This window comes from Mesorhizobium sp. M0848, assembly GCF_040319805.1.
Classification (GTDB): Bacteria; Pseudomonadota; Alphaproteobacteria; order Rhizobiales; family Rhizobiaceae; genus Mesorhizobium.
In genome coordinates, this window is record NZ_JAMYOM010000008.1 from 36,399 (window position 1) to 60,734 (window position 24,336).

The 24,336-nt window shown below is 63.2% G+C and carries 21 protein-coding genes; 13 read left to right on the top strand and 8 right to left on the bottom strand.

Features of this window, described 5'->3' with window-relative positions; all coding sequences use genetic code 11:
* Positions 1 to 109: 109 nt before the first annotated feature.
* From NKH95_RS11025 to NKH95_RS11085, 13 genes are all read left to right on the top strand, one after another.
* Positions 110 to 1,168, top strand: a complete 1,059-nt coding sequence (locus tag NKH95_RS11025) for a LacI family DNA-binding transcriptional regulator (protein WP_023810081.1) — start codon at positions 110 to 112, stop codon at positions 1,166 to 1,168.
* Positions 1,165 to 2,766, top strand: a complete 1,602-nt coding sequence (locus NKH95_RS11030) for an acyl CoA:acetate/3-ketoacid CoA transferase (RefSeq protein ID WP_128303132.1) — start codon at positions 1,165 to 1,167, stop codon at positions 2,764 to 2,766. The genes NKH95_RS11025 and NKH95_RS11030 overlap by 4 nt, the downstream gene beginning before the upstream one ends.
* Complete coding sequence (locus NKH95_RS11035) at positions 2,759 to 3,550, top strand: enoyl-CoA hydratase/isomerase family protein (protein ID WP_352891562.1); 792 nt, start codon at positions 2,759 to 2,761, stop codon at positions 3,548 to 3,550. The genes NKH95_RS11030 and NKH95_RS11035 overlap by 8 nt, the downstream gene beginning before the upstream one ends.
* Positions 3,551 to 3,560: 10 nt before the next feature.
* Positions 3,561 to 5,072 carry an aldehyde dehydrogenase family protein gene (locus tag NKH95_RS11040; RefSeq protein ID WP_352891564.1) on the top strand — a complete coding sequence of 504 codons (1,512 nt, stop codon included), beginning with the start codon at positions 3,561 to 3,563 and terminating at the stop codon, positions 5,070 to 5,072.
* Between the two features lie 57 nt (positions 5,073 to 5,129).
* A complete protein-coding gene (locus NKH95_RS11045; protein ID WP_352674830.1) occupies positions 5,130 to 6,383 on the top strand; it encodes an ABC transporter substrate-binding protein in 1,254 nt (417 codons plus the stop codon).
* 103 nt (positions 6,384 to 6,486) lie between these two features.
* On the top strand, positions 6,487 to 7,443 hold the full coding sequence (locus NKH95_RS11050; protein WP_352891565.1) for a carbohydrate ABC transporter permease: 957 nt from the start codon (positions 6,487 to 6,489) through the stop codon (positions 7,441 to 7,443).
* On the top strand, positions 7,440 to 8,384 hold the full coding sequence (locus NKH95_RS11055) for a carbohydrate ABC transporter permease (protein WP_023810088.1): 945 nt from the start codon (positions 7,440 to 7,442) through the stop codon (positions 8,382 to 8,384). Before NKH95_RS11050 ends, NKH95_RS11055 begins: the two co-directional genes overlap by 4 nt.
* Positions 8,385 to 8,388: 4 nt before the next feature.
* Complete coding sequence (locus NKH95_RS11060) at positions 8,389 to 9,504, top strand: ABC transporter ATP-binding protein (protein ID WP_023810089.1); 1,116 nt, start codon at positions 8,389 to 8,391, stop codon at positions 9,502 to 9,504.
* Between the two features lie 88 nt (positions 9,505 to 9,592).
* Positions 9,593 to 11,110 (top strand): GMC oxidoreductase, encoded by a 1,518-nt coding sequence (locus NKH95_RS11065; RefSeq protein WP_352554236.1) that lies wholly within the window; start codon positions 9,593 to 9,595, stop codon positions 11,108 to 11,110.
* A complete protein-coding gene (locus tag NKH95_RS11070; protein WP_128303139.1) occupies positions 11,107 to 11,868 on the top strand; it encodes a 3-ketoacyl-ACP reductase in 762 nt (253 codons plus the stop codon). Before NKH95_RS11065 ends, NKH95_RS11070 begins: the two co-directional genes overlap by 4 nt.
* 12 nt (positions 11,869 to 11,880) lie before the next feature.
* Positions 11,881 to 13,509, top strand: coding sequence for a GMC family oxidoreductase (locus NKH95_RS11075; RefSeq protein ID WP_023810092.1), 1,629 nt, complete (start codon positions 11,881 to 11,883; stop codon positions 13,507 to 13,509).
* Between the two features lie 17 nt (positions 13,510 to 13,526).
* Entirely contained in the window at positions 13,527 to 13,835 is a 309-nt protein-coding gene (locus NKH95_RS11080) for a Dabb family protein (protein WP_023810093.1), read from the top strand.
* A gap of 152 nt (positions 13,836 to 13,987) precedes the next feature.
* Positions 13,988 to 15,223, top strand: coding sequence for an MFS transporter (locus NKH95_RS11085; protein ID WP_502895198.1), 1,236 nt, complete (start codon positions 13,988 to 13,990; stop codon positions 15,221 to 15,223).
* A gap of 7 nt (positions 15,224 to 15,230) precedes the next feature.
* On the opposite strand, the gene NKH95_RS11090 is transcribed toward NKH95_RS11085, so the two are convergent.
* The 8 genes from NKH95_RS11090 to NKH95_RS11125 all read right to left on the bottom strand — a co-directional run bounded on the left by NKH95_RS11090 (position 15,231) and on the right by NKH95_RS11125 (position 24,327).
* The gene (locus NKH95_RS11090) at positions 15,231 to 16,076 is read right to left on the bottom strand and encodes an EamA family transporter (RefSeq protein WP_013529691.1); all 846 of its coding nucleotides are present in this window, start codon (positions 16,074 to 16,076) and stop codon (positions 15,231 to 15,233) included.
* Positions 16,073 to 16,975 (bottom strand): endonuclease/exonuclease/phosphatase family protein, encoded by a 903-nt coding sequence (locus tag NKH95_RS11095; protein WP_352891568.1) that lies wholly within the window; start codon positions 16,973 to 16,975, stop codon positions 16,073 to 16,075. The genes NKH95_RS11090 and NKH95_RS11095 overlap by 4 nt, the downstream gene beginning before the upstream one ends.
* Before the next feature lie 164 nt (positions 16,976 to 17,139).
* Positions 17,140 to 18,690 (bottom strand): cation:proton antiporter, encoded by a 1,551-nt coding sequence (locus NKH95_RS11100; RefSeq protein WP_023810096.1) that lies wholly within the window; start codon positions 18,688 to 18,690, stop codon positions 17,140 to 17,142.
* 273 nt (positions 18,691 to 18,963) lie between these two features.
* Entirely contained in the window at positions 18,964 to 20,028 is a 1,065-nt protein-coding gene (locus NKH95_RS11105) for an ABC transporter ATP-binding protein (RefSeq protein WP_023810097.1), read from the bottom strand.
* An 11-nt stretch (positions 20,029 to 20,039) separates the two neighbouring features.
* A complete protein-coding gene (locus tag NKH95_RS11110) occupies positions 20,040 to 20,831 on the bottom strand; it encodes an ABC transporter permease (RefSeq protein ID WP_023759707.1) in 792 nt (263 codons plus the stop codon).
* A complete protein-coding gene (locus tag NKH95_RS11115) occupies positions 20,828 to 21,742 on the bottom strand; it encodes an ABC transporter permease (protein WP_023810098.1) in 915 nt (304 codons plus the stop codon). The genes NKH95_RS11110 and NKH95_RS11115 overlap by 4 nt, the downstream gene beginning before the upstream one ends.
* 63 nt (positions 21,743 to 21,805) lie before the next feature.
* Positions 21,806 to 22,912 (bottom strand): ABC transporter substrate-binding protein, encoded by a 1,107-nt coding sequence (locus NKH95_RS11120; protein ID WP_023810099.1) that lies wholly within the window; start codon positions 22,910 to 22,912, stop codon positions 21,806 to 21,808.
* Between the two features lie 242 nt (positions 22,913 to 23,154).
* Entirely contained in the window at positions 23,155 to 24,327 is a 1,173-nt protein-coding gene (locus NKH95_RS11125; protein ID WP_352554230.1) for an iron-containing alcohol dehydrogenase, read from the bottom strand.
* Positions 24,328 to 24,336 lie beyond the last annotated feature (9 nt).

The following is a 24,336-nucleotide window of genomic DNA, read 5'->3' on the forward strand; positions in this document are numbered from 1 at the left end:
ACGCACAATCGGCGTTCGAGGCGCGGGAAAATCCCGATTGACTTACGAGCGGAGCGGAGATTAGAACGTTCCAATAGTTTGGGCCTGCAATCGAGGAGGATGCATCTGGATGGCCAACCGGGCCAAGGCGACGATATTCGACATCGCCCGCGAAGCAGGCGTGTCCAAATCGACGGTATCGCTCGTGCTCCAGGGCAGCGGACTGATCCGGCCCGAAACAGCGAGCAAGGTGCGCAAGGCGATCGAGGATGTCGGTTACGTCTACAACCGCGGCGCCGCCAATCTGCGCAAGGCGCACTCCAACGTCATCGGCATGGTCATCAACGATCTGACCAATCCTTTCTTCGCCGAACTGGCGGTCGGCATGGAACGCGTCTTTCAGTCGGCCGGTATCGTGCCGTTCATCGCCAACACGGCGGAAAATCCGGTGCGCCAGGAAGAAGTGCTGAAGTCGTTGATGGAGCAAGGCGTCGCCGGTCTCATCGTGTCGCCGGCTCGCGGCACGACGCCGGGCGCCTTCCGTAGGATCGAGACGGCGGGTCTGCCGGTTGTCTTCGCCATGCGCCGGCTTCCCGAGAGCCGCATCCCGGTCATCGCGCCCGACAATCATCGCGGCGCCTATCTCGCCACCGCGCATCTGATCGGCAAGGGACATCGCCGGCTGGTCTTCTTCGGCGGCTCGTCCGACCTGGTGGTCTATCACGAGCGGCTTGGCGGATTTCGCGAAGCCTGCGAGACGCAGGGCATCGCCGCCCGCGACGCACTGGTCGTCGAGGGCGAGACCAGCCGCAGAGGTGGTATAGCGTGCCTGGAAACCGCTCTCGCTATGGCTGAGCCGCCGACCGCGGCGCTCTGCTTCAACGACGCTGTCGCCTTTGGCGCCATGCTGGCGCTGCGCAAGCGTAGGCTTGAGCCGGGAACTGATTTCGCCATCGTCGGTTTCGACGACGTGGCCGAGGCCGAGCATTACATGCCGGCGCTGACCAGCGTCGCGGTGGACTCGGCCGGCCTCGGCGAACGCGCCGCCCATGTCATGCTGAAAATGATCCAGTCGCGCACCACGCGGGCCGAGGACCATATCGGCGCGGTCAATCTGGTCGTCAGGGAAAGCTGTGGCCCGGATCGCCGCACCCGAAACAGGACGGCCGGTTCGGGGAGCATGAATTGAGCAAGGTCGTTTCGGCAGCGCAGGCAGCGGGCCTGATCAAGGACGGCATGGTCGTATCCGTGTCGTCGTCGAGCGGTCTCGGCTGTCCGGACGCGGTGCTTGCCGCGATCGGCGAACGCTTCGATGGGGAAGGCCACCCAAAAAATATCACCACACTTCACCCGATCGCCGCCGGCGACATGTACGGCATCAAAGGCATCGACCATCTGGCCAAGCCCGGCCTGCTGAAGCGTACTTTGTGCGGCTCCTACCCGTCCGGCCCCTCCTCTTCCGAACCGCCGCAGATCTGGAAGATGATCGGCGACAATTCGGTCGCCGCCTACAACGTGCCGTCCGGCATCCTGTTCGACATGCACCGCGAAGCGGCCGCCAAGCGGCCGGGCGTGCTGACCAAGGTCGGTCTCGACACCTTCGCCGACCCGCGCCACCAGGGCTGCGCCATGAACGCCGCCGCCAGCGAGCCGATCGTTTCGGTGCAGCAGTTCGACGGCGAGGAATGGCTCTATTTCCGCTCCATCGTGCCGCAGGTCTCGATCATCCGCGCCACGTCAGCCGACGAGCGCGGCAACCTCACCTACGAGCATGAGGGCGCCTATCTCGGCGGCCTCGAACAGGCGCTCGCCGCTCGCAACAATGGCGGCATCGTCATCGCGCAGGTCAAGCGTGTCGTTGAAAACGGTACGCTGAAACCGCATGACGTGCGCGTGCCGGGCGTCCTGGTCGACCATATCGTCGTCGCGCCCGACCAGTTGCAGACGACGCTGACACCCTATGACCCGGCCATCTCCGGAGAAATCTTCCGGCCGCTGTCGAGCTTCCGCACGCCGGAGATGAACGTCCAGAAAGTGATCGCGCGCCGCGTCGCCATGGAGTTGCGCGACGGCATGGCCGTCAACATCGGCTTCGGCATTTCCGCCAATGTCCCTCGCATCCTTCTCGAGGAAGGACAGCACGGCAAGATTACCTGGGTGATCGAACAGGGCGCGGTCGGCGGCGTGCCGCTGCTCGACTTCAAATTCGGCTGTTCGTCGAACGCCGACGCCTTCATGCCCTCGCCGCACCAGTTCATCTATTTCCAGGCCGGCGGCTTCGACGCTTCGCTGCTGTCCTTCCTGCAGATCGATCGCCATGGCTCGGTCAATGTCTCGAAGCTTTCGGCGCGCCCGCATGTCACCGCCGGCGCCGGCGGCTTTGTCGACATCACCGCACGGGCGAGGAAGATCGTCTTCTCCGGCTTCTTCAACGCCGGCGCCAAGCTGTCTCTGGCCGATGGCGGTATCCGCATCGAGCAGGAGGGCAAGGTCAAGAAGGTGGTCAACGAGGTCGAGCACATCTCGTTTTCGGGGAAGCGCGCGGTCGCGCAGGGGCAGGACATCACCTATGTCACCGAGCGCTGCGTGATGAGGCTCACGCCGGAGGGCCTGGTCGTCACAGAACTCGCACCCGGCATCGATCTACAGCGCGATGTGCTGGCGCAGTCGGAAATCCCGTTGGGCGTTGCCAAGGACCTCAAGACGACACCGGCAGCCCTCTATCAGGAGCAACCGATAGGCCTGTCACTGAATGGCGGCGCCTCGCTCGGAGGCGCGCATGGCTGAGCCTCTCGTCACCTTCGAACAGGATGGCGCCCTCGGCATCGTCACGCTGCGCCGGCCGGAGAAATTCAACGCACTGGACATTCCGATGCTGCGCGCGCTGGAGACCGCGCTCGACGCGGCCGAGATGGCCGAGGGCGTCCGCGTCGTGCTGCTACGCGGCGAAGGCATACGCGGCAAAGGCAAGGGATTTTGCGCCGGTGGCGATGTTGAAGCCTGGGCGCGGATGAGTGCCGCCGATTTCCAGGTGCAATGGGTACGCTACGGCCACCGCGTCTTCGACCGGCTGGCGCGGCTCAGGCAGCCGACCATCGCCGTTTTGTCGGGCCATGCACTGGGCGGCGGGCTGGAACTGGCTGTGGCTTGTGATTTTCGCGTGGCGGAAACACAGGTGAAACTGGGCTTCCCTGAAACTTCGATCGGTGTCGTGCCCGGCTGGTCAGGCACGCAGCGCGCCGTGCGCCGCTTCGGCGCGCAGACGGTGCGCCGCATGGCGCTCGGCGGCGAGATCTTTCTCGCCCCCGAGGCACTCGCTCTGGGCATCGTCGACCGGGTGGTCGCGACTGGCAAGGCATACGACGAAGCAAGGGCGTGGGCGGAAAAGATCGCCGAGCGCGGCCCGCTGGCGACCGAAGCCGCCAAGCTGATGATCGCGGTCGCCGAAGGCGAGGAAAGTGCCGCCGCCACCGAAGCGCTGGCCAGCGGCTTCATCGCCCTGACCGGAGATCTCAAGGCCGGCGTCGATGCCTTCAAGGCCAAGCAGAAGCCGGCCTTTTCGAGATCCTAGAGGAAAACAGATGAACGCCCCCCTCAAGATCGCCATGCCGGCCGAGGCGGCTGCGGCACCGAAAGCGTACAGACTGCTGATCGACGGCAAGCATGTCGATGCCCGCGACGGCCGCACGATTGCTCGAAATAGCCCCGGCCACGGCTTCACCGTCTCGCACTACGCGCAGGCCGGCGCGGCCGAAGTGGAAGCCGCTGTGCAGGCCGCCCACAAGGCGTTCGAGACCGGTCCATGGCCGCGCATGAAGGCAGCTGAGCGTGCCGCGATCCTGCTCAAGGCGGCTGACCTGATCGAGGGCCGGCTGGAAGAGATCGCCCGGCTCGATACACTGGAATCCGGCAAGCCGATCGCCCAGGCGCGCGGTGAGATTGGCGGCGCCGTCGACATCTGGCGCTACGCCGCCTCGCTCGCCCGCACGCTGCACGGCGAAAGCTATGCCAATCTCGGCGATGCCATGCTGGGCGTCGTGCTGCGCGAGCCGATCGGCGTCGTCTCGATCATCACGCCGTGGAATTTCCCGTTCCTGATCGTCAGCCAGAAACTGCCCTTCGCGCTCGCCGCCGGCTGCACGGCGGTGGTCAAGCCGAGCGAAATGACCTCGGCCTCGACCTTTGTGCTCGGCGATATCCTGCTGCAGGCCGGCCTCCCCGCCGGCGTCGTCAACATCCTGGCCGGGCTTGGCGCCGACGTCGGCGCGCCGATGGTCAGCCATCCCCTGGTCGAGATGGTCTCGTTCACCGGCTCGACCCGCGTCGGCAAGATGACCATGGCGTCCGCCGCGCTATCGCTGAAGAAAGTTTCGATGGAGCTCGGCGGCAAGAACGGTCAGGTCGTCTTCCCGGACGCCGACCTCGAAGCGGCCGCCGATGCGGCGGTGTTCGGCGGCTTCTTCAATGCCGGCGAGTGCTGCAATGCCGGCAGCCGGCTGATCGTGCACGAGGCGATCGCCGACGATTTTCTCAGCGCCGTCAAGGCGCTTACCGCCAGGGTTACGGTCGGCGATCCGCTCGATGACCAAACCAAGGTGGGCGCGATGATCTCGTCCGACCATCTGAAGAAGGTGGCCGGCTATGTTTCTGCCGCTGAAGGCGACGGCAGCCAGGTTTACAGCGGAGGCAAGCAATTGGCCTCCAATGTCGGCCAATATCTCGATCCCACCATCATTCGCGGCGTCACCGAGGATATGGCCATCGCCCGCGAAGAAGTGTTCGGCCCGGTGCTCTCGGTGCTGACATTTGAATCGATTGAAAAGGCGTTGCACATCGCCAACGACACGCCTTATGGTTTGTCGGCGGGCGTGTGGAGCGCCAGCATCGACACCTGCATGTCGGTGGCGCGTGGGGTGCGTTCGGGAACCGTTTGGGTGAACACGTTCATGGAAGGTTATCCCGAGCTGCCTTTCGGAGGCTACAAGCAGTCCGGTCTCGGACGCGAACTCGGCAAACGCGCCGTCGAGGACTATACCGAGGAAAAGACAATCCAGTTTCATCGCGGCCAGCGCACCGGGTGGTGGGTCGGCTGAGTTGAGAAGAACCCGGTGGGCTTCACCGGTCGTGTAATGCAACAAGGGAGGAAGTACATGTTGCGCAAACTGCTTATCGGAACGGCTCTCGCGTCGGGCCTGGCTTTCACAGCCCACGCCGAGGACGTCAAGGAAGTCCAGATGCTGCATTGGTGGACGTCGGGTGGCGAAGCGGCTGCTCTCAACGTCCTCAAGGGCGACCTGGCCAAGGAAGGCTATGCCTGGAAGGACGTGCCGGTGGCCGGCGGTGGCGGCGATGCCGCCATGACCGCGCTGAAGGCAATGGTCGCGGCCGGCAATTACCCGACCGCCTCGCAGATGCTCGGCTACACCGTGCTCGACTATGCGGCCGCCGGCGTCATGGGCGACCTGACCGAAACGGCGAAGAAAGAAGGCTGGGACAAGTCCGTTCCGGCAGCCCTGCAGAAGTTTTCGGTCTATGAGGGCAAGTGGGTCGCGGCTCCGGTCAACGTTCACTCGGTCAACTGGCTGTGGATCAACAAGGCCGTCCTGGACAAGATCGGCGGCACCGAGCCGAAGACCTTCGACGACTTCGTTGCACTGCTCGACAAGGCCAAGGCGGCAGGCGTGATCCCGCTCGCTCTCGGCGGCCAGAACTGGCAGGAAGCCACCATGTTTGACTCCGTCGTGCTGTCGACCGGCGGACCCGAGTTCTACAAGAAGGCCTTCAACGACCTCGATGACGAGTCCCTGAAGTCCGACACGATGAAGAAGTCGTTCGACAATTTGGCCAAGCTCGTCACCTTTGTCGACCCCAACTTCTCCGGCCGCGACTGGAACCTTGCCACCGCCATGGTCATCAAGGGCGATGCCCTTGTGCAGGTCATGGGCGACTGGGCCAAGGGCGAGTTCAACGCCGCCAAGAAAACGCCGGGCACCGACTTCCTGTGCTATCGCTTCCCGGGCACCGACGGCTCAGTGATCTACAACTCCGACATGTTCGGCATGTTCAACGTTCCGGACGACCGCAAGGCCGCCCAGGTCGCGCTGGCCACCGCCACCCTGTCGAAGAGCTTCCAGTCGGCCTTCAACGTCGTCAAGGGTTCGGTTCCGGCCCGTACCGACGTTCCGGACACCGACTTCGACGCGTGCGGCAAGAAGGGCATCGCCGACCTGAAGGCAGCCAACGAAGGCGGCACGCTGTTCGGCTCGCTCGCCCAGGGCTATGGCGCGCCCCCGGCGGTCGCCAATGCCTACAAGGACGTCGTCTCCAAATTCGTCCATGGGCAGATCAAGACCTCGGACGAGGCCGTGACCGAGCTGGTCAAGGCGATCGACGACGCCAAGTAAGCGCCACGCGCCAAAAACGCCTTCCCCGCTCCGGCGGGGAAGGCCCAGATCCGCGAACTTAGATCCGCGAAGCTGGTTGGCCGCGAGTCGACGGGAGGAGCCCATGAGCACGGTAGCGACAAGCCAGATCAAGCTGACGCCGGAGCATGCGCGGCCACGCGCCTCGGTGCGCTCACGCCTGCAGGACGCATTGCCGAAGATCGTGCTGGCGCCCAGCTTTGCCATCACCATCGTCTTCGTCTACGGCTTCATCCTGTGGACGATCTATTTGTCCTTCACCAATTCCAAGACCTTCCCATCCTATGTCCTAACCGGCTCGCGCGCCTATCAGCGACTGTGGGGCTGGACCTTCGACACCGACCCGCCCTCGAGCTGGTACACGTCGATCACCAATATGGGTATCTTCGGCTTTCTCTACATCTTCATCTGCCTGGCGCTCGGCCTGTTCCTGGCCATCCTGCTCGACCAGAAGATCCGCGGCGAAGGCGTGTTGAGGCCGATCTATCTCTACCCGATGGCGCTGTCCTTCATCGTCACCGGCGTCGCCTGGAAATGGTTCCTCGATCCCGGCCTCGGCCTCGAGCAGACCTTGCATCAATGGGGCTGGACGAGCTTCCATTTCGACTGGATCAAGAACAAGGATTTCGTCATCTACACCGTGGTCATTGCCGGCGTCTGGCAGGCCTCCGGCTTCATCATGGCGATGTTCCTGGCCGGCCTGCGCGGCATCGACGGCGAGATCATGAAGGCGGCGCAGATCGACGGCGCCACCACCTTCCAGCTCTACCGCCGCATCGTCATCCCGCTGCTGCGGCCGATCTTCCTGTCGGCCTTCATCGTGCTCGCGCACCTCGCCATCAAGTCCTACGATCTGGTCGTGGCGCTGACCAGCGGCGGCCCCGGCGGCTCGGCCTGGCTGCCATCCAACTTCATGTATGAGTACACGTTCAAGCGCAACGAAATGGCCGTCGGCTCGGCCAGCGCCGTGATCATGCTGATGACCATCGTCGCCATCATCGTGCCCTATCTCTATTCGGAACTGCAGGAGAAGCCGCGATGAGCGCCGTCACCACTCCCGCCCGCCAAGCCTCCGGCGGCGTCAACGTCAAGGTTATCAACCGCATCGTCATCTACGGGCTGCTGGCGCTGTTTGCGCTATTTTATCTGATGCCGCTGTTCGTCATGCTGGTGACCTCGTTCAAGACCATGGACGAGATCCAGAACGGCAACATGCTGGCGCTGCCCAGGGCGCCGACCTTCGATCCGTGGCTGAAGGCTTGGGGCGAGACCTGCGTCGGCCTCACCTGCGCCGGCATCAAGGGCTATTTCTGGAACTCTATCAAGATGGTGGTCCCGGCCGTCCTGATCTCGACGATGCTCGGCGCGCTCAACGGCTACGTGCTGACCAAGTGGCGTTTTCGCGGGGCAACGCTGGTGTTCGGGCTGATGCTGTTCGCCTGCTTCATCCCGTTCCAGTCGGTGCTGCTGCCGATGGCGACCATCCTCGGCAGTCTCGGCCGCTTCGGCGTCACGCTGCAGAATGCAACGGGAACCAGCTTTGGCCTCGGCAACCCGACGGTCAACCTCGTCTTCGTCCACGTCGTCTACGGCATCGGCTTCACCACGCTGTTCTTCCGCAACTACTATGAGGCGTTCCCGACCGAACTGGTCAAGGCGGCACAGGTCGACGGCGCCTCCTTCTTCCAGATCTTCCGGCGCATCATGCTGCCGAATTCAATGCCTATCTTCGTCGTCACGGTGATCTACCAGTTCACCAACATCTGGAACGACTTCCTGTTCGCCTCGGCTTACGCCGGCACCGGCGACGCGATGCCGATGACGGTGGCGCTCAACAACGTCGTCAACACCTCGACCGGCGTCGTCGAATACAACGTCAACATGGCCGCCGCGATGATCGCGGCACTGCCCACCCTTCTCGTCTATGTGCTCGCCGGCCGCTACTTCGTGCGTGGTCTCATGGCTGGCGCCGTCAAAGGATGATCTGATGGCTTTTCTGGAAATTGATGGTCTGAGAAAGCGCTTCGGCCAGGTCGAGATCCTCAAAGGGATCGATGTCGAACTCGAGAAAGGCGGCTTCCTGGTGCTGGTCGGCCCTTCCGGCTGCGGCAAGTCGACCTTGCTCAACACCATCGCCGGCCTGGAGACGATCACGTCTGGCGAAATCCGTGTCGACGGCCGCACCATCAACGATCTGCACCCCTCCAAGCGCGACATCGCCATGGTGTTCCAGAGCTATGCGCTCTACCCGAACATGACGGTGGCCGGAAACATCTCCTTCGGCATGGAGATGCGCGGCGTGCCGGCGGCGGAGCGCCAGAAGGCCATCGACAAGGTGGCGAAGGTGCTGCAGATCGGTCATCTGCTGCAGCGCAAGCCGAGCCAGCTTTCGGGCGGTCAGCGCCAGCGCGTCGCCATGGGCCGGGCGCTGGTGCGCGACCCAAAACTGTTCCTGTTCGACGAGCCGCTGTCCAACCTCGACGCCAAGCTGCGCGTCGACATGCGCATCGAGATCAAGCGTCTGCACGCCACCACCGGCACAACAATCGTCTACGTCACCCACGACCAGATCGAGGCGATGACGCTGGCCACCAAGATCGCTGTCATGCGCGATGGCGAGGTGCAGCAGTTCGGCACCCCGGCCGAGATCTACAACAACCCGAGCAATCTCTTCGTCGCCGATTTCATGGGCTCGCCGGCGATGAACCTGATCCCGGCGACCATCGGCACGTCAGGCAATGCGCTGTCGGTCGTGCTGCAGCGCGAGGCGCGCGAGCCGATCTCGCTGCCGATGGCGAATGCGCCGGCGGGCCTGTCGGCATTCCAGGGCAAGCCGATTATCTTCGGTGTCCGCCCCGAAGCCCTGACCGATCCGGAAGGTGCCGAGCGCAACGCCTCGCACATCGCAACCGCCGACTGTCACATCGAGGTCGTCGAACCGGCCGGCTCGGATACCTTCGCCGTCACCAATCTCGGCGGCAAGGGCGTGGTGGCGCGGCTGCGCGCCGATGCCAACATCCAGCCGGGCACCAACACGCCGCTCGCCTTCAACCTGACCAAGGCGGTGTTCTTCGATCCGGCGACCGAGACCCGTATTCGCTAATGTATGTCGCCCAAAAGTGGATCCGGTTTTGGGGCAACGACATGCATCAAAACAAGAAACTAAAACGCGTCGGGACGCGATTTAGGCCATGACAAATCCGGACATCGTCATCATCGGCTCCGGCATTGGCGGCGCCACGATCGCCTCCGGCCTTGCCGGCAGCGGCGCCTCGATCCTGATGCTGGAGCGCGGCGAGCCTTTGCCGGCGACGCCGCACACACGTGACACGCGCTCGATCTTCGTCGATGGCCATTATCGGCCGAAGGAGATGTGGCGCGAAGCCGGCGGTGCCGCCTTCAATCCGGGAAATTACTACTATGTCGGCGGCAATTCGAAATTCTACGGCGCGGTGCTGATCCGCTACCGCAAAGAGGATTTTGCCGCCATGGAGCATTTCGGCGGCGTCTCGCCGGCCTGGCCGTTTTCCTATGACGAGTTCGAGCCCTGGTATTCGAAAGCCGAACAGCTGTTTCGCGTGCGCGGCACGCTGGGCGAAGATCCGACCGAGCCGTTCCATTCGGTCCCCTACGCCTATAAGCCGGTGCCCGACGAGGCACCGATTGCCCGCGCCCGCGCCGAACTTAAGGGGCTCGGCCTGCATCCCGCCTCGCTGCCGCTCGGTGTCGACATCGAAACCTGGCTGAAGGAGGGCAAGACCGGCTGGGACGCGTTTCCCAACACCGGTCAGGGCAAGGTCGATGCGCAGACCGGACCGCTGACGGCGGCGCTGACCGACCAGAACATTCGGCTCGAGACTGGCGCCTATGTTGAATATCTCGAAGCCTCGGCGAATGGCAAAACCATCGCCGCGATTCACTATCGCCAGAACGGCGAACTGAAGAAGGTGTCGCCGAAGCTGGTCATCCTCTCCGCCGGCGCGGTCAATTCCGCCGTCATCCTGCTGCGCTCGCCCTCGCCCAACAACAGCAAGGGAGATGGCAAAGGCCTAGCCAACCGCTCCGACCAGGTCGGCCGCAATTTCATGAACCACAATTCAAGCGCCATGCTGGCGATCGACCCGCGCCGCCGCAACGATGCCGTCTACCAGAAGACTTTGATGCTGAACGACTATTACCTGTCCGACGGCAAGGGCGGCAAGCCGCTCGGCAACGTCCAGCTTCTCGGCAAGATCGACGGCAACATGCTGCAGGCCAACGTCAAGTATACACCGAAATTCGCGCTCGATTTCATGGCCGGCCATGCCGTCGACTGGTACCTGATGTGCGAGGATTTGCCCGATCCGGAAAGCCGCATCATGGTCGACGGCAAGGACATCGTCATGCAATGGCGGCGCTCCAACATGCAGTCGCTCGACGGGCTGACCAAGGTGATGCGCGAGAATTTCCGCGCCTGCGGTTATCCCATCGTTCTCTCGCGCCCCTTCGACAAGCGCACGCCGTCGCACCAATGCGGCACGATAAAGATGGGCGACGATCCGGCGACGGCGGCGCTCGATCCGTTCTGCCGCTCATTCGATCACCGGAACCTGTTCGTTGTCGATGGTAGTTTCCTTCCGAACTCGGCGGCGGTCAATCCGGCATTGTCGATCGCCGCGCAGGCGCTCCGCGTCGCGGACCACATCCGCAAGACGGACCTCGCCGCATGACCCGCCCCTCCGCCATCGTCACCGGCGGCGCGCGCGGCATCGGCCTTGCCTGCGCCCAGGCGTTGGCGGATGTCGGCTTCGATATTCTGATCGCAGATCTTGCCGAAACAGCCGCTGATGGACTTGCCACCGACATCACCAAGCGTGGCGCGAAGTTCGCCTATGTCCGTTGCGACATCGCCGATCTCGCCAGCCACACCGCACTTGTCGATGCCGCGATGCGCGCCTTCGGCCGTATCGACTGCCTGGTCAACAATGCCGGCATCGGCGCCGTGGTGCGCGGTGACCTCTTGGACCTCAAGCCGGAGAATTTCGACCGCACGCTGGGCATCAATCTGCGCGGCACCGTCTTCCTCAGCCAGGCCGTCGCCAAGGCGATGCTGGCTGCGCCAGGCGATCACCAGAGGTCGATCATCACCATCACCTCGGTCAGCGCCGAAATGGCATCGTCGGAGCGACCGGATTACTGCATCTCGAAAGCCGGGCTTTCGATGTGGGTGAAGAACCTGGCGCTGCGGTTGGCGCCCGAAAACATCGGCGTGTTCGAGGTGCGGCCCGGCATCATCCGCACCGACATGACTTCAGGCGTGACCGCCAAATACGATGCCCTCATCGACAGTGGACTGGTGCCGGCCAAACGCTGGGGCGAAGCATCGGACATCGGTGCGGTGGTGGCGACGCTCGCCGGCGGCAGGCTCGGCTTTTCGACCGGCTCGATCATCAATGTCGATGGCGCCCTCTCCGTGCCGCGACTATAAGTGGACAGTGTCATGACCGACTACATCATCGTGGGCGCCGGTCCGGCCGGCTGCGTTCTGGCCAACCGATTGAGCGAGGATCCGGCAAATTCGGTCCTGCTGCTGGAAGCCGGCGGCAAGGACTGGCATCCCTATATCCACATGCCTGCCGGCTTTGCCAAGATGACCAAGGGTATTGCTTCCTGGGGCTGGTCGACCGTGCCGCAGAGTCATATGAAGGACCGCGTCTTCTGGTACACGCAGGCTAAGGTGGTCGGCGGCGGCTCGTCCATCAATGCCCAGATCTACACGCGCGGCAACGCCCGCGACTACGACGACTGGGAGAAGGAAGAAGGCCTCGCCGGCTGGGGCTATCGCGATGTATTGCCCTATTTCAAGCGCGCTGAGAACAACCAGCGCTACGCCAACGATTTTCACGGTGACCAGGGCCCGCTCGGCGTCTCGAACCCGATTGCGCCGCTGCCGATCTGCGAGGCCTATTTCCGTGCCGGGCAGCAGATGGGCATCCCCTTCAACCCGGACTTCAACGGCGCTGCCCAAGAAGGCGTCGGCTATTACCAGCTGACCCAGAAGGATGCCCGGCGCTCGTCCGCTTCAGTCGCCTATTTGAGGCCGATCCGCGCCCGCAAGAACCTGACCGTCCGAACCGATGTGCTGGTGACGCGCATCGTCGTCCAGAAGGGCCGCGCCATCGGCGTCGAAATTGTCGACAGACCGGGCGGCGAGAAGAAAATCCTGCGCGCCGAGCGCGAGGTGATCGTCTCGTCCGGCGCCATCGGCTCGCCGAAACTCTTGATGCAGTCGGGCATCGGCCCCGCCGACCATCTGAAGTCGGTCGGCGTCACGCCGGTGCACGACCTGCCCGGCGTCGGCTCCAACATGCAGGACCATCTTGATCTGTTCGTCATCGCCGAATGTACGGGCGATCACACCTATGACAACTACGCCAAGCTGCACCGCACGGCCTGGGCCGGCCTGCAGTATCTGCTGCTGAAGAAAGGGCCGGTGGCCTCCAGCCTGTTCGAGACCGGCGGCTTCTGGTACGCCGACCCGACCGCCGCCTCGCCCGACATCCAGTTTCATCTCGGCTTGGGTTCCGGCATCGAAGCCGGCGTCGAGAAGCTGAAAAACCCTGGCGTCACCCTGAACTCGGCTTTCCTGCGTCCGCGTTCGCGCGGCACGGTGCGGCTGAAGAGTGCCGACCCGGCCGACCACCCGCTGATCGATCCGAACTATTGGTCCGATCCCTATGACCGCGCCATGTCGATCAAGGGGCTGCGGCTGGCCCGCGAGATCATGCGGCAGAAGGCGCTTGCCCCTTACGTGCTGCGCGAGGTGCTGCCCGGCCCGTCACTCGCCAGCGACGACGAGCTGTTCGACTATGCCTGCCGCAGTTCCAAGACCGACCACCATCCGGTCGGCACCTGCCGCATGGGCCATGATGATATGGCTGTCGTGACGCCGGATCTGCGGCTGCGCGGCATCGAGGGCCTGCGCGTCTGCGACGCCTCGGTGATGCCGCGCGTGCCTTCATCCAACACCAATGCGCCGACCATCATGGTCGGTGAAAAGGGCGCCGACCTGGTCCTTGGCCGCGAGCCGCTGCCGCCGGCGGTGTTTTCCGGAAACCGGGCTGCTTAGCCACTGAGGAGTAAGACATGATCAGGCACTGTGTTTTCGTCAAGCTGCGCAACGATGTCGACGCCACCGAGCGCACGGCGATCCATGCCGATCTCGAGGCGCTGCGACAGGTGATCGACGGCATGGACGCAGTAAAATTCAGCGCCAATGTCAGCCCGGAGCCGTTCGCACGCGGCTTCACCCACGGCTTCACCATCGATTTCCGCGATGCTGCCGCGCGCGATGCCTATCTTGTGCATGAAGCGCACCAGCGCGCCGGCGCGCGCCTGGTCGCTGCCCTGGAAGGCGGCACGGACGGACTGCTGGTGTTTGATCTCGAAATCTAAACCTACCCTCAAGCCACGATCGAGTTCATCGACAGATGGCACCGGTCGGTCTCATCGCACCTTCCGCCATTCCTGCGGGCGTTCGATCAAATGAGCCACGCGAAAACGTGACCACCGGTCTTCCCTGAACTGGCCGATAATTCCCCCCATCGATGATGATGGAGGAAGATTTGCCCCTTAATTCGCAGCAGAAGAAGACCGTCCTTGCCTCATTCCTGGGCTGGACGCTCGATGCTTTCGATTTCTTCCTTCTGACATTCCTGCTCACCGATATCGCGACCGAATTCCACGCCGACGTGCCCGCGGTCTCCAAGGCGCTGTTCCTGACCTTGGCGACACGCTTCATCGGCGCGTTCTTCTTCGGCATGCTTGCCGACAAATACGGGCGCAAGCCGATCCTCATGCTCAACATCGTCAGCTATTCGGTGATTGGCGCGCTGGCCGCCTTCTCGCCCAATCTCGGCATGTTCCTCGCCCTGCGTGCTTTGTTCGGCATCGCCATGGGCGGCGAATGGGGGCTTGGCAGTTCGCTGGCCATGGAGTCCATTCCGCCGAGCGCACGCGGCATGGTCTCCGGCATCCTGCAATGCGGCTATCCGGCCGGCTACCTGCTGGCGGCGGTGGTCTATGGTCTGCTCTATCAGCAGACGATCGGCGGCTACACGATCGGCTGGCGTGCCATGTTCCTGCTCAGCTTCGTGCCGGCGCTGATCGTGCTCTTCATCCGCTCGCATGTGCCGGAATCGCCGGCCTTCGTCGAAGCGCAGAAGACCGCGAGACCGGGCATGTGGGAAACCCTGCAGAAACACTGGGGCGTCGCGCTCTATGCCGTCGTGCTGATGATGTTCTTCAATTTCTTCAGCCATGGCACGCAGGATCTTTATCCGACCTTCCTGAAGAAGCAGCATGGCTTTGATCCGCACACAGTGAGCTGGATCACCATCGTTGCCAATATCGGCGCCATCGTCGGTGGCCTGGCATTCGGCGCGCTGTCGGAGAAGATCGGCCGCGTCAACGCCATCACGCTGGCATGCCTGATCGCCTTGCCGTCCATCCCGCTATGGGCCTACTCGACCACGCCGTTCATGCTCGCCATCGGCGCCTTCGTCATGCAGGTCGCGGTCCAGGGTGCCTGGGGCGTCATCCCCGTGCACCTCAACGAGCTTTCGCCCGGCGCGGTGCGGGCGACCTTGCCCGGCTTTATCTATCAGGCGGGCAATCTCGCCGCGTCCTATGGCGGCCCCTATCAAGCAGGAATCGCTGAAAGCGCCGGAGGCAGCTATGGCTATGCTCTGGCGCTGTTCGCAGGCGTGGTCGCCGTCTGCATCATCGTCTTCATCCGCTTCAGCCCGGAACGACGTGGCCAGGTGATGACGGTCCTGACCTGAGCGGCGCCTAACCAAGCCTCAGTGCGACGACGCCGGCCACGATGCTGAGCGCGGCGGCACCGCGCCAGCCGGTCATTTTTTCGCCGAGAGCGAAGACTGAGATCATCATGGCAAACAGGATCGAGGTTTCGCGCAGCGATGCCACCGAAGCGATCGGCGCCTTGGTCATCGCCCACATGACGATCCAGTAGGCGGCGCCGCTGAGCACGCCCGTGAACAGCCCTGCCTTCCAGTCGCGCGCCAGCACCGGCAGCGCCTTCGGCCCGCGGAAGATGAGGCACAGCACCAACGCGCCAAAAGCATCGCAGATGAACAGCCAGGCGGCATAGCTCTGCGCGGTTGCCGCCAGCCGCGCGCCGCTGCCGTCCGACAGCGTGTAGCTGGCAATGAAGATGGAAGTGCCCAGCGCAAAACCGACCGCGCGCAGATTGAGCTTTTCCAGATGCGCGCCGCCACGAAACGACATCACCAGCGTGCCGGCCGACAACAGGAAGATACCGAGCATGGCGAACGGGCCGGGAATCTCGGCGACGACGAACATGCCTCCAAAGGCCGAGAGCAGAGGTGCTGTGCCCCGCGCCAGCGGATAGGTCTGTGCGAAATCGCCGGCCTTGTAGGCGCCGATCAAGAAGGTCCGGTAGCCCATGTGGAAAATGACGGAGGCGATGATGTAGGGCCACACCTCTGCCTTCGGCACTTCGACGAAAGGCAGCACCACGAGGGCCGCGGCGCCCATGCCTAATGTCATCAGCGTAATCGACAGGAAGCGGTCGAGATGAACCTTGACCAGCGCATTCCAGATCGCGTGCATGGCAGCGGCGGCAAGCACTGCGAAGAAGACGAAAAGCGTCATGTGGCGATGCCCGGCGTTTCCAGGTCGATGTCGACCCGCAGCGGAAAATGATCCGAGGCAACCTCGCCGATGTCGGCACTGATCGAACGCACCCGCCCGGCGAACATGCCGCCGACGAAGCAATGGTCGAGCCGGCGCTTTGCCAGCTTGCCGTCGATGGTCTTCACATGGGTGTGGAAATCCGCGGCCGGCTCGCTGGGAATGGCGGCGGCATCGACGAAACCGTCAAGATAGGCGGCGCCCCGATGGTAGGGCGTGCTGCCGACGATGCGGCGATATTCGGCACTGCCCGGCTCCATGTTGAAATCGCCCATCCAGATCGCCGCCAGCGGGTTTTCCGGTTCCGCTTCGCCGCTTGTCCAGTTGCGCGTGGGTTCGTCGTCGACGCCGCTCCACGGCCCGCCATCGGACGGTGCCCGGCGATGCTCGGCCAAGAGATAGTCGATCTGCTCCAGCCGCTCCTCGGCCGCGATGTGGGCGAGATGCAGCGACAACACCCGCACCGGCCCTGCCGGCGTGCGGATCATGCATTCAAGCGCGGCGTTGCGGGTGTTGAGCGGCCGCTGCGTGCGGCGCATCGGCAGCGCATGCAGCCGCGACCAGACGATCGGCAGTTTCGACAGCACCATGGTGCCGAACTGGCGGCGCCGATTGACCAGACGGCCGTCGCGCCTTTCGCTGGCATCCATGTCGAAGGCCGGGCCGTAAACCCAGTGATGTTCGGGCAGCAGACGGGAAAGCAGCTCCGGCTGATCATCGAAATTGCTGCGCTGCCAATTCCGCTCCACCTCTTGAAGCGCAATGATGTCGGCGCCGGCAACGATGCGCGCGGCGCGCGAAAGATCGTAGCGGCCGTCGCCGCCGAACCCGTACTGGATGTTGTAGCTGACCAGCTTCATTGCTTATCCGGCTCAATTTCGTGTTGGCAGTAGCGGTTCGATGCCACGGTTGCAATGTGCAGGAGAATGGACGTGGCTTGGACCAGCCTTGCTTCACCGGGATCATGCACCGATCACGAAGCACTTCGGTATCTTCCGTGCGCCGGAAAACGGCGTGCGATGCCTTATGTATTCAGCGGCTGGAACCGGCCGGGTGGCGACGCCGCCAGTTCGGTCCAGTCGATCTCTTCCTCAAGGCGATGATAGGCTTCGTCGCCAATCGTCCCGTTGCGGCGCAATTCCTCCAGCGCGTCGCGCTGGCTCTTGATCGCATAAAGACGCAAGCGGTCATATTCGGTCGCTGCCTGGGCATCGTCGGGATTTTTGGCGATCTTGCGTTGAGCGGCATATTGCTCGCGCACCGCGGCCGCCGCGTCCGATGTCTTGCCGCCCAATATGTCGAGCGCGGCCTGCATGACCACGACGCGTGCCTGCGCAACCTCGCGGTCGACCGTTTCGTCAGGGTCGAGATTTAGCAGGCGCAGCAGCGGCTTCAGGCTCATGCCTTGCAGCACCAGCGTGCCGAGCACGACCGTGAAGGCAGCGAGCACGATCGGGTCGCGGGCCGGGAATTCAGCCGGCAGGGCGAATGCCGCCGCAAGCGTCACCAAACCGCGCATCCCGCACCAGCCGATCAGCACGCCGCCCCGAAACGACGGAGCGTCACGCTGACGATCAGCTCCGCCGGAACGGTCAAACCACCTGATGATCGCGCCGCACCCCAGCACCCAGATGAGGCGTGAGACGATGACGATGGCAAGCACTGTCCCGGCCAGGACGAACGCATCGGTCTGCCCCTGCCCGGCAAGCCGGCCGACGATCGTACGCGCCTGCAGGCCCATCAGCACGAAAGCCAGGACATTGAGCACGAACACCGCCGTTTCCCAGACCGAATAAGAGCTGATGCGGTTTCTGGCCGGCATGCGGCGCGGCGCGGTGCGGGCGATCGTCATGGCATAGACGACTATGGTGATGATGGCCGACAGTCCGATCCTGTCGGCCAGGATCCAGACCCCGAATGTGCCGGCAAATTGCACCACGGTGCCGCTCGCCGGGTCCTCGATCCGGCCCAGCGTTATCAGAGACACCCGGCCAAGCAGGTAGCCGGCCGCAAGACTGCCGAGCGTGGACAGCAGGATCATCGGAACGGCGCTGCTCAGCAGAATGGAACCTGCTGCCGCCGAAATCGCCATCCGGTAAATCAGCAACGCGGTGGCGTCGTTGAGCAGGCTCTCGCCCTGCAGAATGGCAGTGATGCGGTGCGGCACCTTGAACTGGCCAAGCACGGCCGATGCCGCAACCGCATCGGGCGGCGCCACGATGGCGCCAAGCGCTATGGCTGCGGCGATCGGCAGGCCTGCCATCGCCCAGCCGGCCAGCGCAACCGTCGCTGTCGTGAAAAGGACGGCGCCAAGCGCCAGCAGCACAAGCGGCACCCTGTAGCGGTTGAGATCGCGCAGCGAGGTATCATAGGCGGCATCGAGCAGCACCGGCGCGATGAACAGGGCTAGCGCCAGTTCCGGATCGATCTCTATGGTCGGGACGCCAGGCACGAAGGCGATGGCCACCCCTGCCAGCGCCAGCAAAGAGGGATAGGGAACCTGCACGCGCCGCGACAGCGCCGTCAGCGCAACGGCGATCAACAGCAGAACGAGTGTCAGTTCGAAAAGCGCCATGGCCTGTTATAGCCGGGAAGCGAGACGCTGGCAGTGGCAAAGCGGCTGGAAACTGTTGATTGGCCAGCAAGCTCGAGCCGATGGGAATATGCCTCGAATTGCCTTCCGCCGATGCCCTGCCAAATCGACAAATGCGCCGACCGCACTGACATCGAAATCACCGATAGAGGGCTCGCTTAAACCCTGCATTGCAGCCCATGCCACGCGGACGGAAGCATCCTCCCGTCTTCGCAGACCGGGATGCAGCCATTCATTTTGAACAAGCGCATCAGCCTAGTGAAGCACCAGCATATCGCTCGACGAGAACGAGATCTCGGCCTTTTCACCGACTGCGGGGGGCGGTGTCGCCGGGCTGTTGAAGGTGTCGAGCGAGACCGTGTTGCCGCCGATGCCGACACGAACCCGGATGACTGAGCCGAGGAAATGCACCTCGGATATCTCTCCCGAAAGGCTGGAATCGCGGCCGGGCTGTCGTCCGAGCGAGATTGCCTCAGGCCGCAACGCCAGCGACAGCGTGTCGCCTGACTTGGAACCGTTGAGCTTGCCCTTAAGCGAGACCTGTTCGGAATTGACCCGCACCGTGCCTGCAGCCGCATCGGTGACGGTGCCTTCCAGCACGTTCAGCGTGCCGACGAAATTGGCGACAAACTTGGTCGCCGGGCGGTTGTAGATCTCGAACGGCGTGCCGACCTGCTCGGCCTTCCCGCCATACATGACGGCGATGCGGTCGGAGATCGACAGCGCCTCTTCCTGGTCGTGCGTCACGAAAATGGTTGTGATGCCGAGCTTCTTCTGGATCGAGCGGATTTCCTCGCGCAGCGACACACGCACCTTGGCATCGAGCGCCGACAGCGGCTCGTCGAGCAGCAAGAGCTTCGGCTTCGGCGCGATGGCGCGGGCCAACGCGATGCGTTGCTGCTGGCCGCCCGAGAGCTGGTAGGGATAGCGATCCGCCATCTGCGGCAGCTTGATGATGCCGAGCATCTCGGCGACACGAGCATCGATGTCCGCCCTTGGCATGCCGGCGACCTTCAGGCCGAAGCCGATGTTCTGCGCCACGGTCAGGTTCGGGAACAGCGCATAGGCCTGGAACACCATGCCGACATTGCGCTGGTTGGGCTTCAGCCGCGTAATGTCCTTGCCGCCGACGACGATCGTGCCCGCGCTCGGCTCCTCGAAACCGGCGACCATGCGCAGGACGGTGGTCTTGCCGCAACCGGACGGACCCAGGAAGGAGACGAATTCGCCGCGCTCGACGTCGAGATTGAAATCCTCCACCACTGTGGTGGCGCCGAAGGATTTGCGAACGTGCTGGATGGAGAGGAACGGGTCGGCCATGGCTTTGACTTTCAGTTCGGACGGTTCGCCGATCTCGGCGCGAAGCGGGACAGGATCTGGATCAACGACATGCAGCCCCAGGTGATGGCGAAGGCGATGATGGCAAGTGCCGCCGGCTCATAGGCGCGGTTGGCACCAATATTCTGCAGATAAGGGCCGAAGGCAGGCCGGTTGAGCAGGCTGGCCATGGTGAATTCGCCGATGACGATGGCGAAGGTGAGGAAGGCGCCCGAGAGCACCGCGATCAGCACGTTGGGCAGGATGACACGGGTGATGATGGTGCCCCAGCCAGCCCCAAGGATCTGTGCCGCTTCCGTCAACGTGCGTACGTCGATTGTGCGAAGCCCGGTGTCGACGGCGCGATACATATAGGGCAGCGCCAGTGTCGCATAGCCGATGACCAACAAGGCATTGGTGCCTGTATCGGTCGCCAGAAACGGCAGCGGCGAATTCGACCCGTACATTCTGATGTAGCCGAAGACGATGACGATGGCTGGGATAACCAGCGGCAACAGGGTAATGAACTCGACGATCGGCCGCAATTGCGGCAGCCGAAGCCGGATCCAATAAGCGGCGGGCACCACGATCAGCACACCGAGAATGATGGTGAAAACGGCGGCCAGTACCGAATAGCCGAAGGTGGCCTGGAAACGGGCGTCGCCCAACACGACCTTGTACGCGTCGAAGGAGTACTCCCCGCGCCGCATGCGCATCGAGAACTCCACGGTCGCGATCAGCGGGATGAAAAAGTAGGCCGCGCCAAGAGCGAAGACGAGCCAGGCCCAGAACTTTCCCGACTTCATTTCAGCCACCTCTCGGAACGGGTCCGGAACCAGATGTAGAACACATTGGCAAGACCGGTGATGACGATCATACCGAAGGCGATGGCATAGCCGAGATGGGCATTGTGCAGCACATCTCCACGGATCTGGGCATAGAGCAGGATCGGCACGATGTTGAGCGACGAGCCGGTCAGCGCATAGGCGGTGGCGATGGCGCCGAAGGCGTTGGCGAACAACAGGATCACGGTGCCGAGGAAACTCGGCCAGATCACCGGAATGACCACCATGCGCCAGTACTGGGACATGGTCGCGCCCAGCGTCGCGGCTGCCTCGCCCCATTCCTTCTTCAGCCCGTCGATGGCTGGCACGATGATCACCACCATCAGCGGTATCTGGAAATAGACATAGGTCAGTGTCAGGCCCCAGAATGACAGGATGTTGAAGCCATGCGCGTAGATGTTAAGGCCGAACACGGTGTTTAGGATCACCGTCGCAAGGCCGAGGCGGCCGAGCGTGGCGAGGAAGGCAAAGGCCAGCGGCACGCCGGCAAAATTGGAGGCCACGCCGGAAAACGTCAGTGTCGCCGAACGTATCCAGTCCGGCAGGCCACCACGCACGATGGCAATGGCAATCGCCAGGCCCGCGAATGCGCCAATCAGCGATGAAGCAAGACTGATCTTGATAGAAATCCAGTAGGCGGCAACGATGGACGGTTGCGCCAGCGCTGCGATGTTTTCGAGAGTGAATTCGCCGGCATCGTTCTGGAATGCACCCAGCATCAGATAGAGCGTGGGCAGGATGAGGAACATGATGGCGAAGATGAAGAACGGTGCAACGCCAAGCCACTGGGTCGGCAGCCGCATGCTGCGTGCTTCGGCGGGAGGCGCGGTCTTCCCGGTAACAGCGTGGTCGGACAATGAGATATCGGTCATGCGCCGGCTACCGTCTTCGAGAGAAGGACCGGGCGGCCGCGAGGCCGCCCGGCATGGTGTGAATTACTTGACGTTGGCGCCGACGACGGCATCCCAGTTCTTGGTGATGGCTTCCTTGGACTTGCCCTGCTCGTCGAGTGTCGGGAACACGGCGGACGCATAGGCTTCGGCCGGCGGCAGCTTGGCTAGCACCTCAGCCGGGATCTTGCCGTTCTTGGCGAGATCGTTGAAGCGGATCGGGTGGCAATAGCCTTTCAGCCAGCCGATCTGGCCTTCGTCCGAGTAGAGGTATTCGAGCCAGAGCTTGGCTGCATTCGGATGCGGCGCGTAGGCGCTGATCGCCTGCACATAGACACCGGCGACAACACCGGTCTTCGGCACGACGACGTCGACGGGCGGATTGCCCTTCAGCGTGTCGCGGCCGGCGAGCGCGTTGTAGTCCCAGGTGACGAGGATCGGGGTCTGGCCCTGGGCGAGCGTCGCAGCCTTGCCGATGACCGGCACGAAATTGCCGGCGGCATTGAGCTTCTTGAAGAAGTCGAGGCCCGCGGTGCCGGCAGCTTCACCGGCGGCGGCGCCTGACGACAGGCCGGCGGCATAAACCGCCTGGATCGCCTGGTTCGAGGCACGCGGATCACCGGCAAGGGCTACCGAGTTGGCGAATTCCGGCTTCAGCAGGTCGGCCCAGTCGGCCGGAGCTTCCTTGACGAGGTCCTTGTTCACCTGGAAGGAAAGCACGCCGTAATAGTCGCCGGTCCAGAAGCCTTCGGCATCCTTGGCGCTGTCGGGGATCGAGTCCCAGGTAGACACCTTGTAGGGCTGGATCAGGCCATCGGCCTTGGCGGTCGGACCGAAGGACAGGCCGACGTCGATGACGTCAGGCGCCTGCGGGCCCTTGTTGTCCTTGTTGGCCTTGATCGCCTCGATCTCGTCGCCGGAACCGGCATCGGGATTGAGTTCGTTGACGGTGATTTCCGGATACTTCGCCTTGAAGCCGGCGATGACGTCGCCGTAACCGCACCAGTCATGCGGCAGCGCGATGGTGGTGAGCTGGCCTTCCGCCTTGGCGGCCTTGACGAGATCGTCCATCGAATCCGCGGACGAAATCACCGACGACACCATCAGGGTCGCGGCCGAAAGGGAAAGCACTTTCCCCGTGAATTTGAACATGTGTTCTCTCCGTTGAACTGACGCCGTTGGACGCCTGCGATGCGGTATCGTTTTCATGTGACAGCCAGATGAAAGCTTTGTGAAAGCGGCTGCTCGCAGTGCGAAAAAGTAAACTCTTTTTAACCTGATGTAGCAATCGCTCCGCGATTCTTTTTCCGGCTAACTAGTTTTTGCCTTGCCCGTCATCCTCCCCCTTGTTTTCATAGCCCCTTTTCAGATCACTTTGCGGCGCGGAAAACGCCTCAGATCGTGCCGGCGATGGCGTTTTCGAGCAAGGTCAGCGCCGCCTTCTTGGTCAGCTTGACCGGGTTGCCGCCGGCGGTCGGATCGACCACCGCCATGTCGGCGATCAGCGCCTTACGTTTCTTGTCCATGTCGAGCCCCTTGATAAGGCCCGGCAGCGCATGCGGCACCTTCAATTCCTTGCGCAGCTTGATGATGGCTTTGGCGAAGCCGTCGAAGCCGCCCTTGATGCCGCAATAGGCGGCGAGCCGGCCAATACGCTCCTCGATGGAGTCCCGGTTGAAGGCCAGAACATAGGGCATGAACACCGCGTTGGTCATACCGTGATGGGTGTCGTAGAGCGCGCCGACAGGGTGCGAAAGCGAATGGATGGCACCGAGCCCTTTCTGGAAGGCGGTGGCGCCCATGGCAGCGGCGCTCATCATATGGGCGCGCGCAACGAGATCCCTGCCGTTGGCATAGGCCTTGGGCAGGTTCTCGAAGACCAGCCGGACACCTTCGACAGCAATGCCGTCGGCCATCGGATGGTAGCCGGGCGCGCAATAGGCTTCGAGGCAATGGGCCAGCGCATCCATGCCGGTACCGGCGGTGATGAAGCCCGGCATGCCGACCGAAAGCTCCGGATCGGCAATGACGATAGCCGGCAACAATTTGGGATGGAAGATGACCTTCTTGGTGTGCGTGGCCTCATTGGTGATGACGCCGGCGCGGCCAACCTCCGATCCGGTCCCGGCGGTGGTCGGCACGGCGATGATCGGCGCGATGGCATCCGAGTTGGCGCGCGTCCACCAGTCGTCGACATCCTCGAAATCCCACACCGGCCGCGTCTGCCCGGCCTGGAAGGCGATCAGCTTGCCAAGATCGAGCGCCGAGCCGCCGCCGAAGGCGATGACGCCGTCATGCTTGCCCTTCTTGAACACGGCGATGCCGGCGGTCAGGTTGGATTCGACCGGGTTCGGCCTGACCTCGGAGAAAACGCCGTAAGGGACCTTCGCATCGTCGAGGATCTTCAAGGTCGAGGCGACGACCGGCAGTTTCGCCAGGCCCGGATCGGTGACGAACAACGGCCGCTTGATGCCGGTGGCCGTCAATACCTCGGGCAATTCCTTGATGCGACCGGCGCCGAAGCGGACGGTGGTGGGATAGTTCCATTTGGAGATCAGCTTGGACATTTTTGTCTT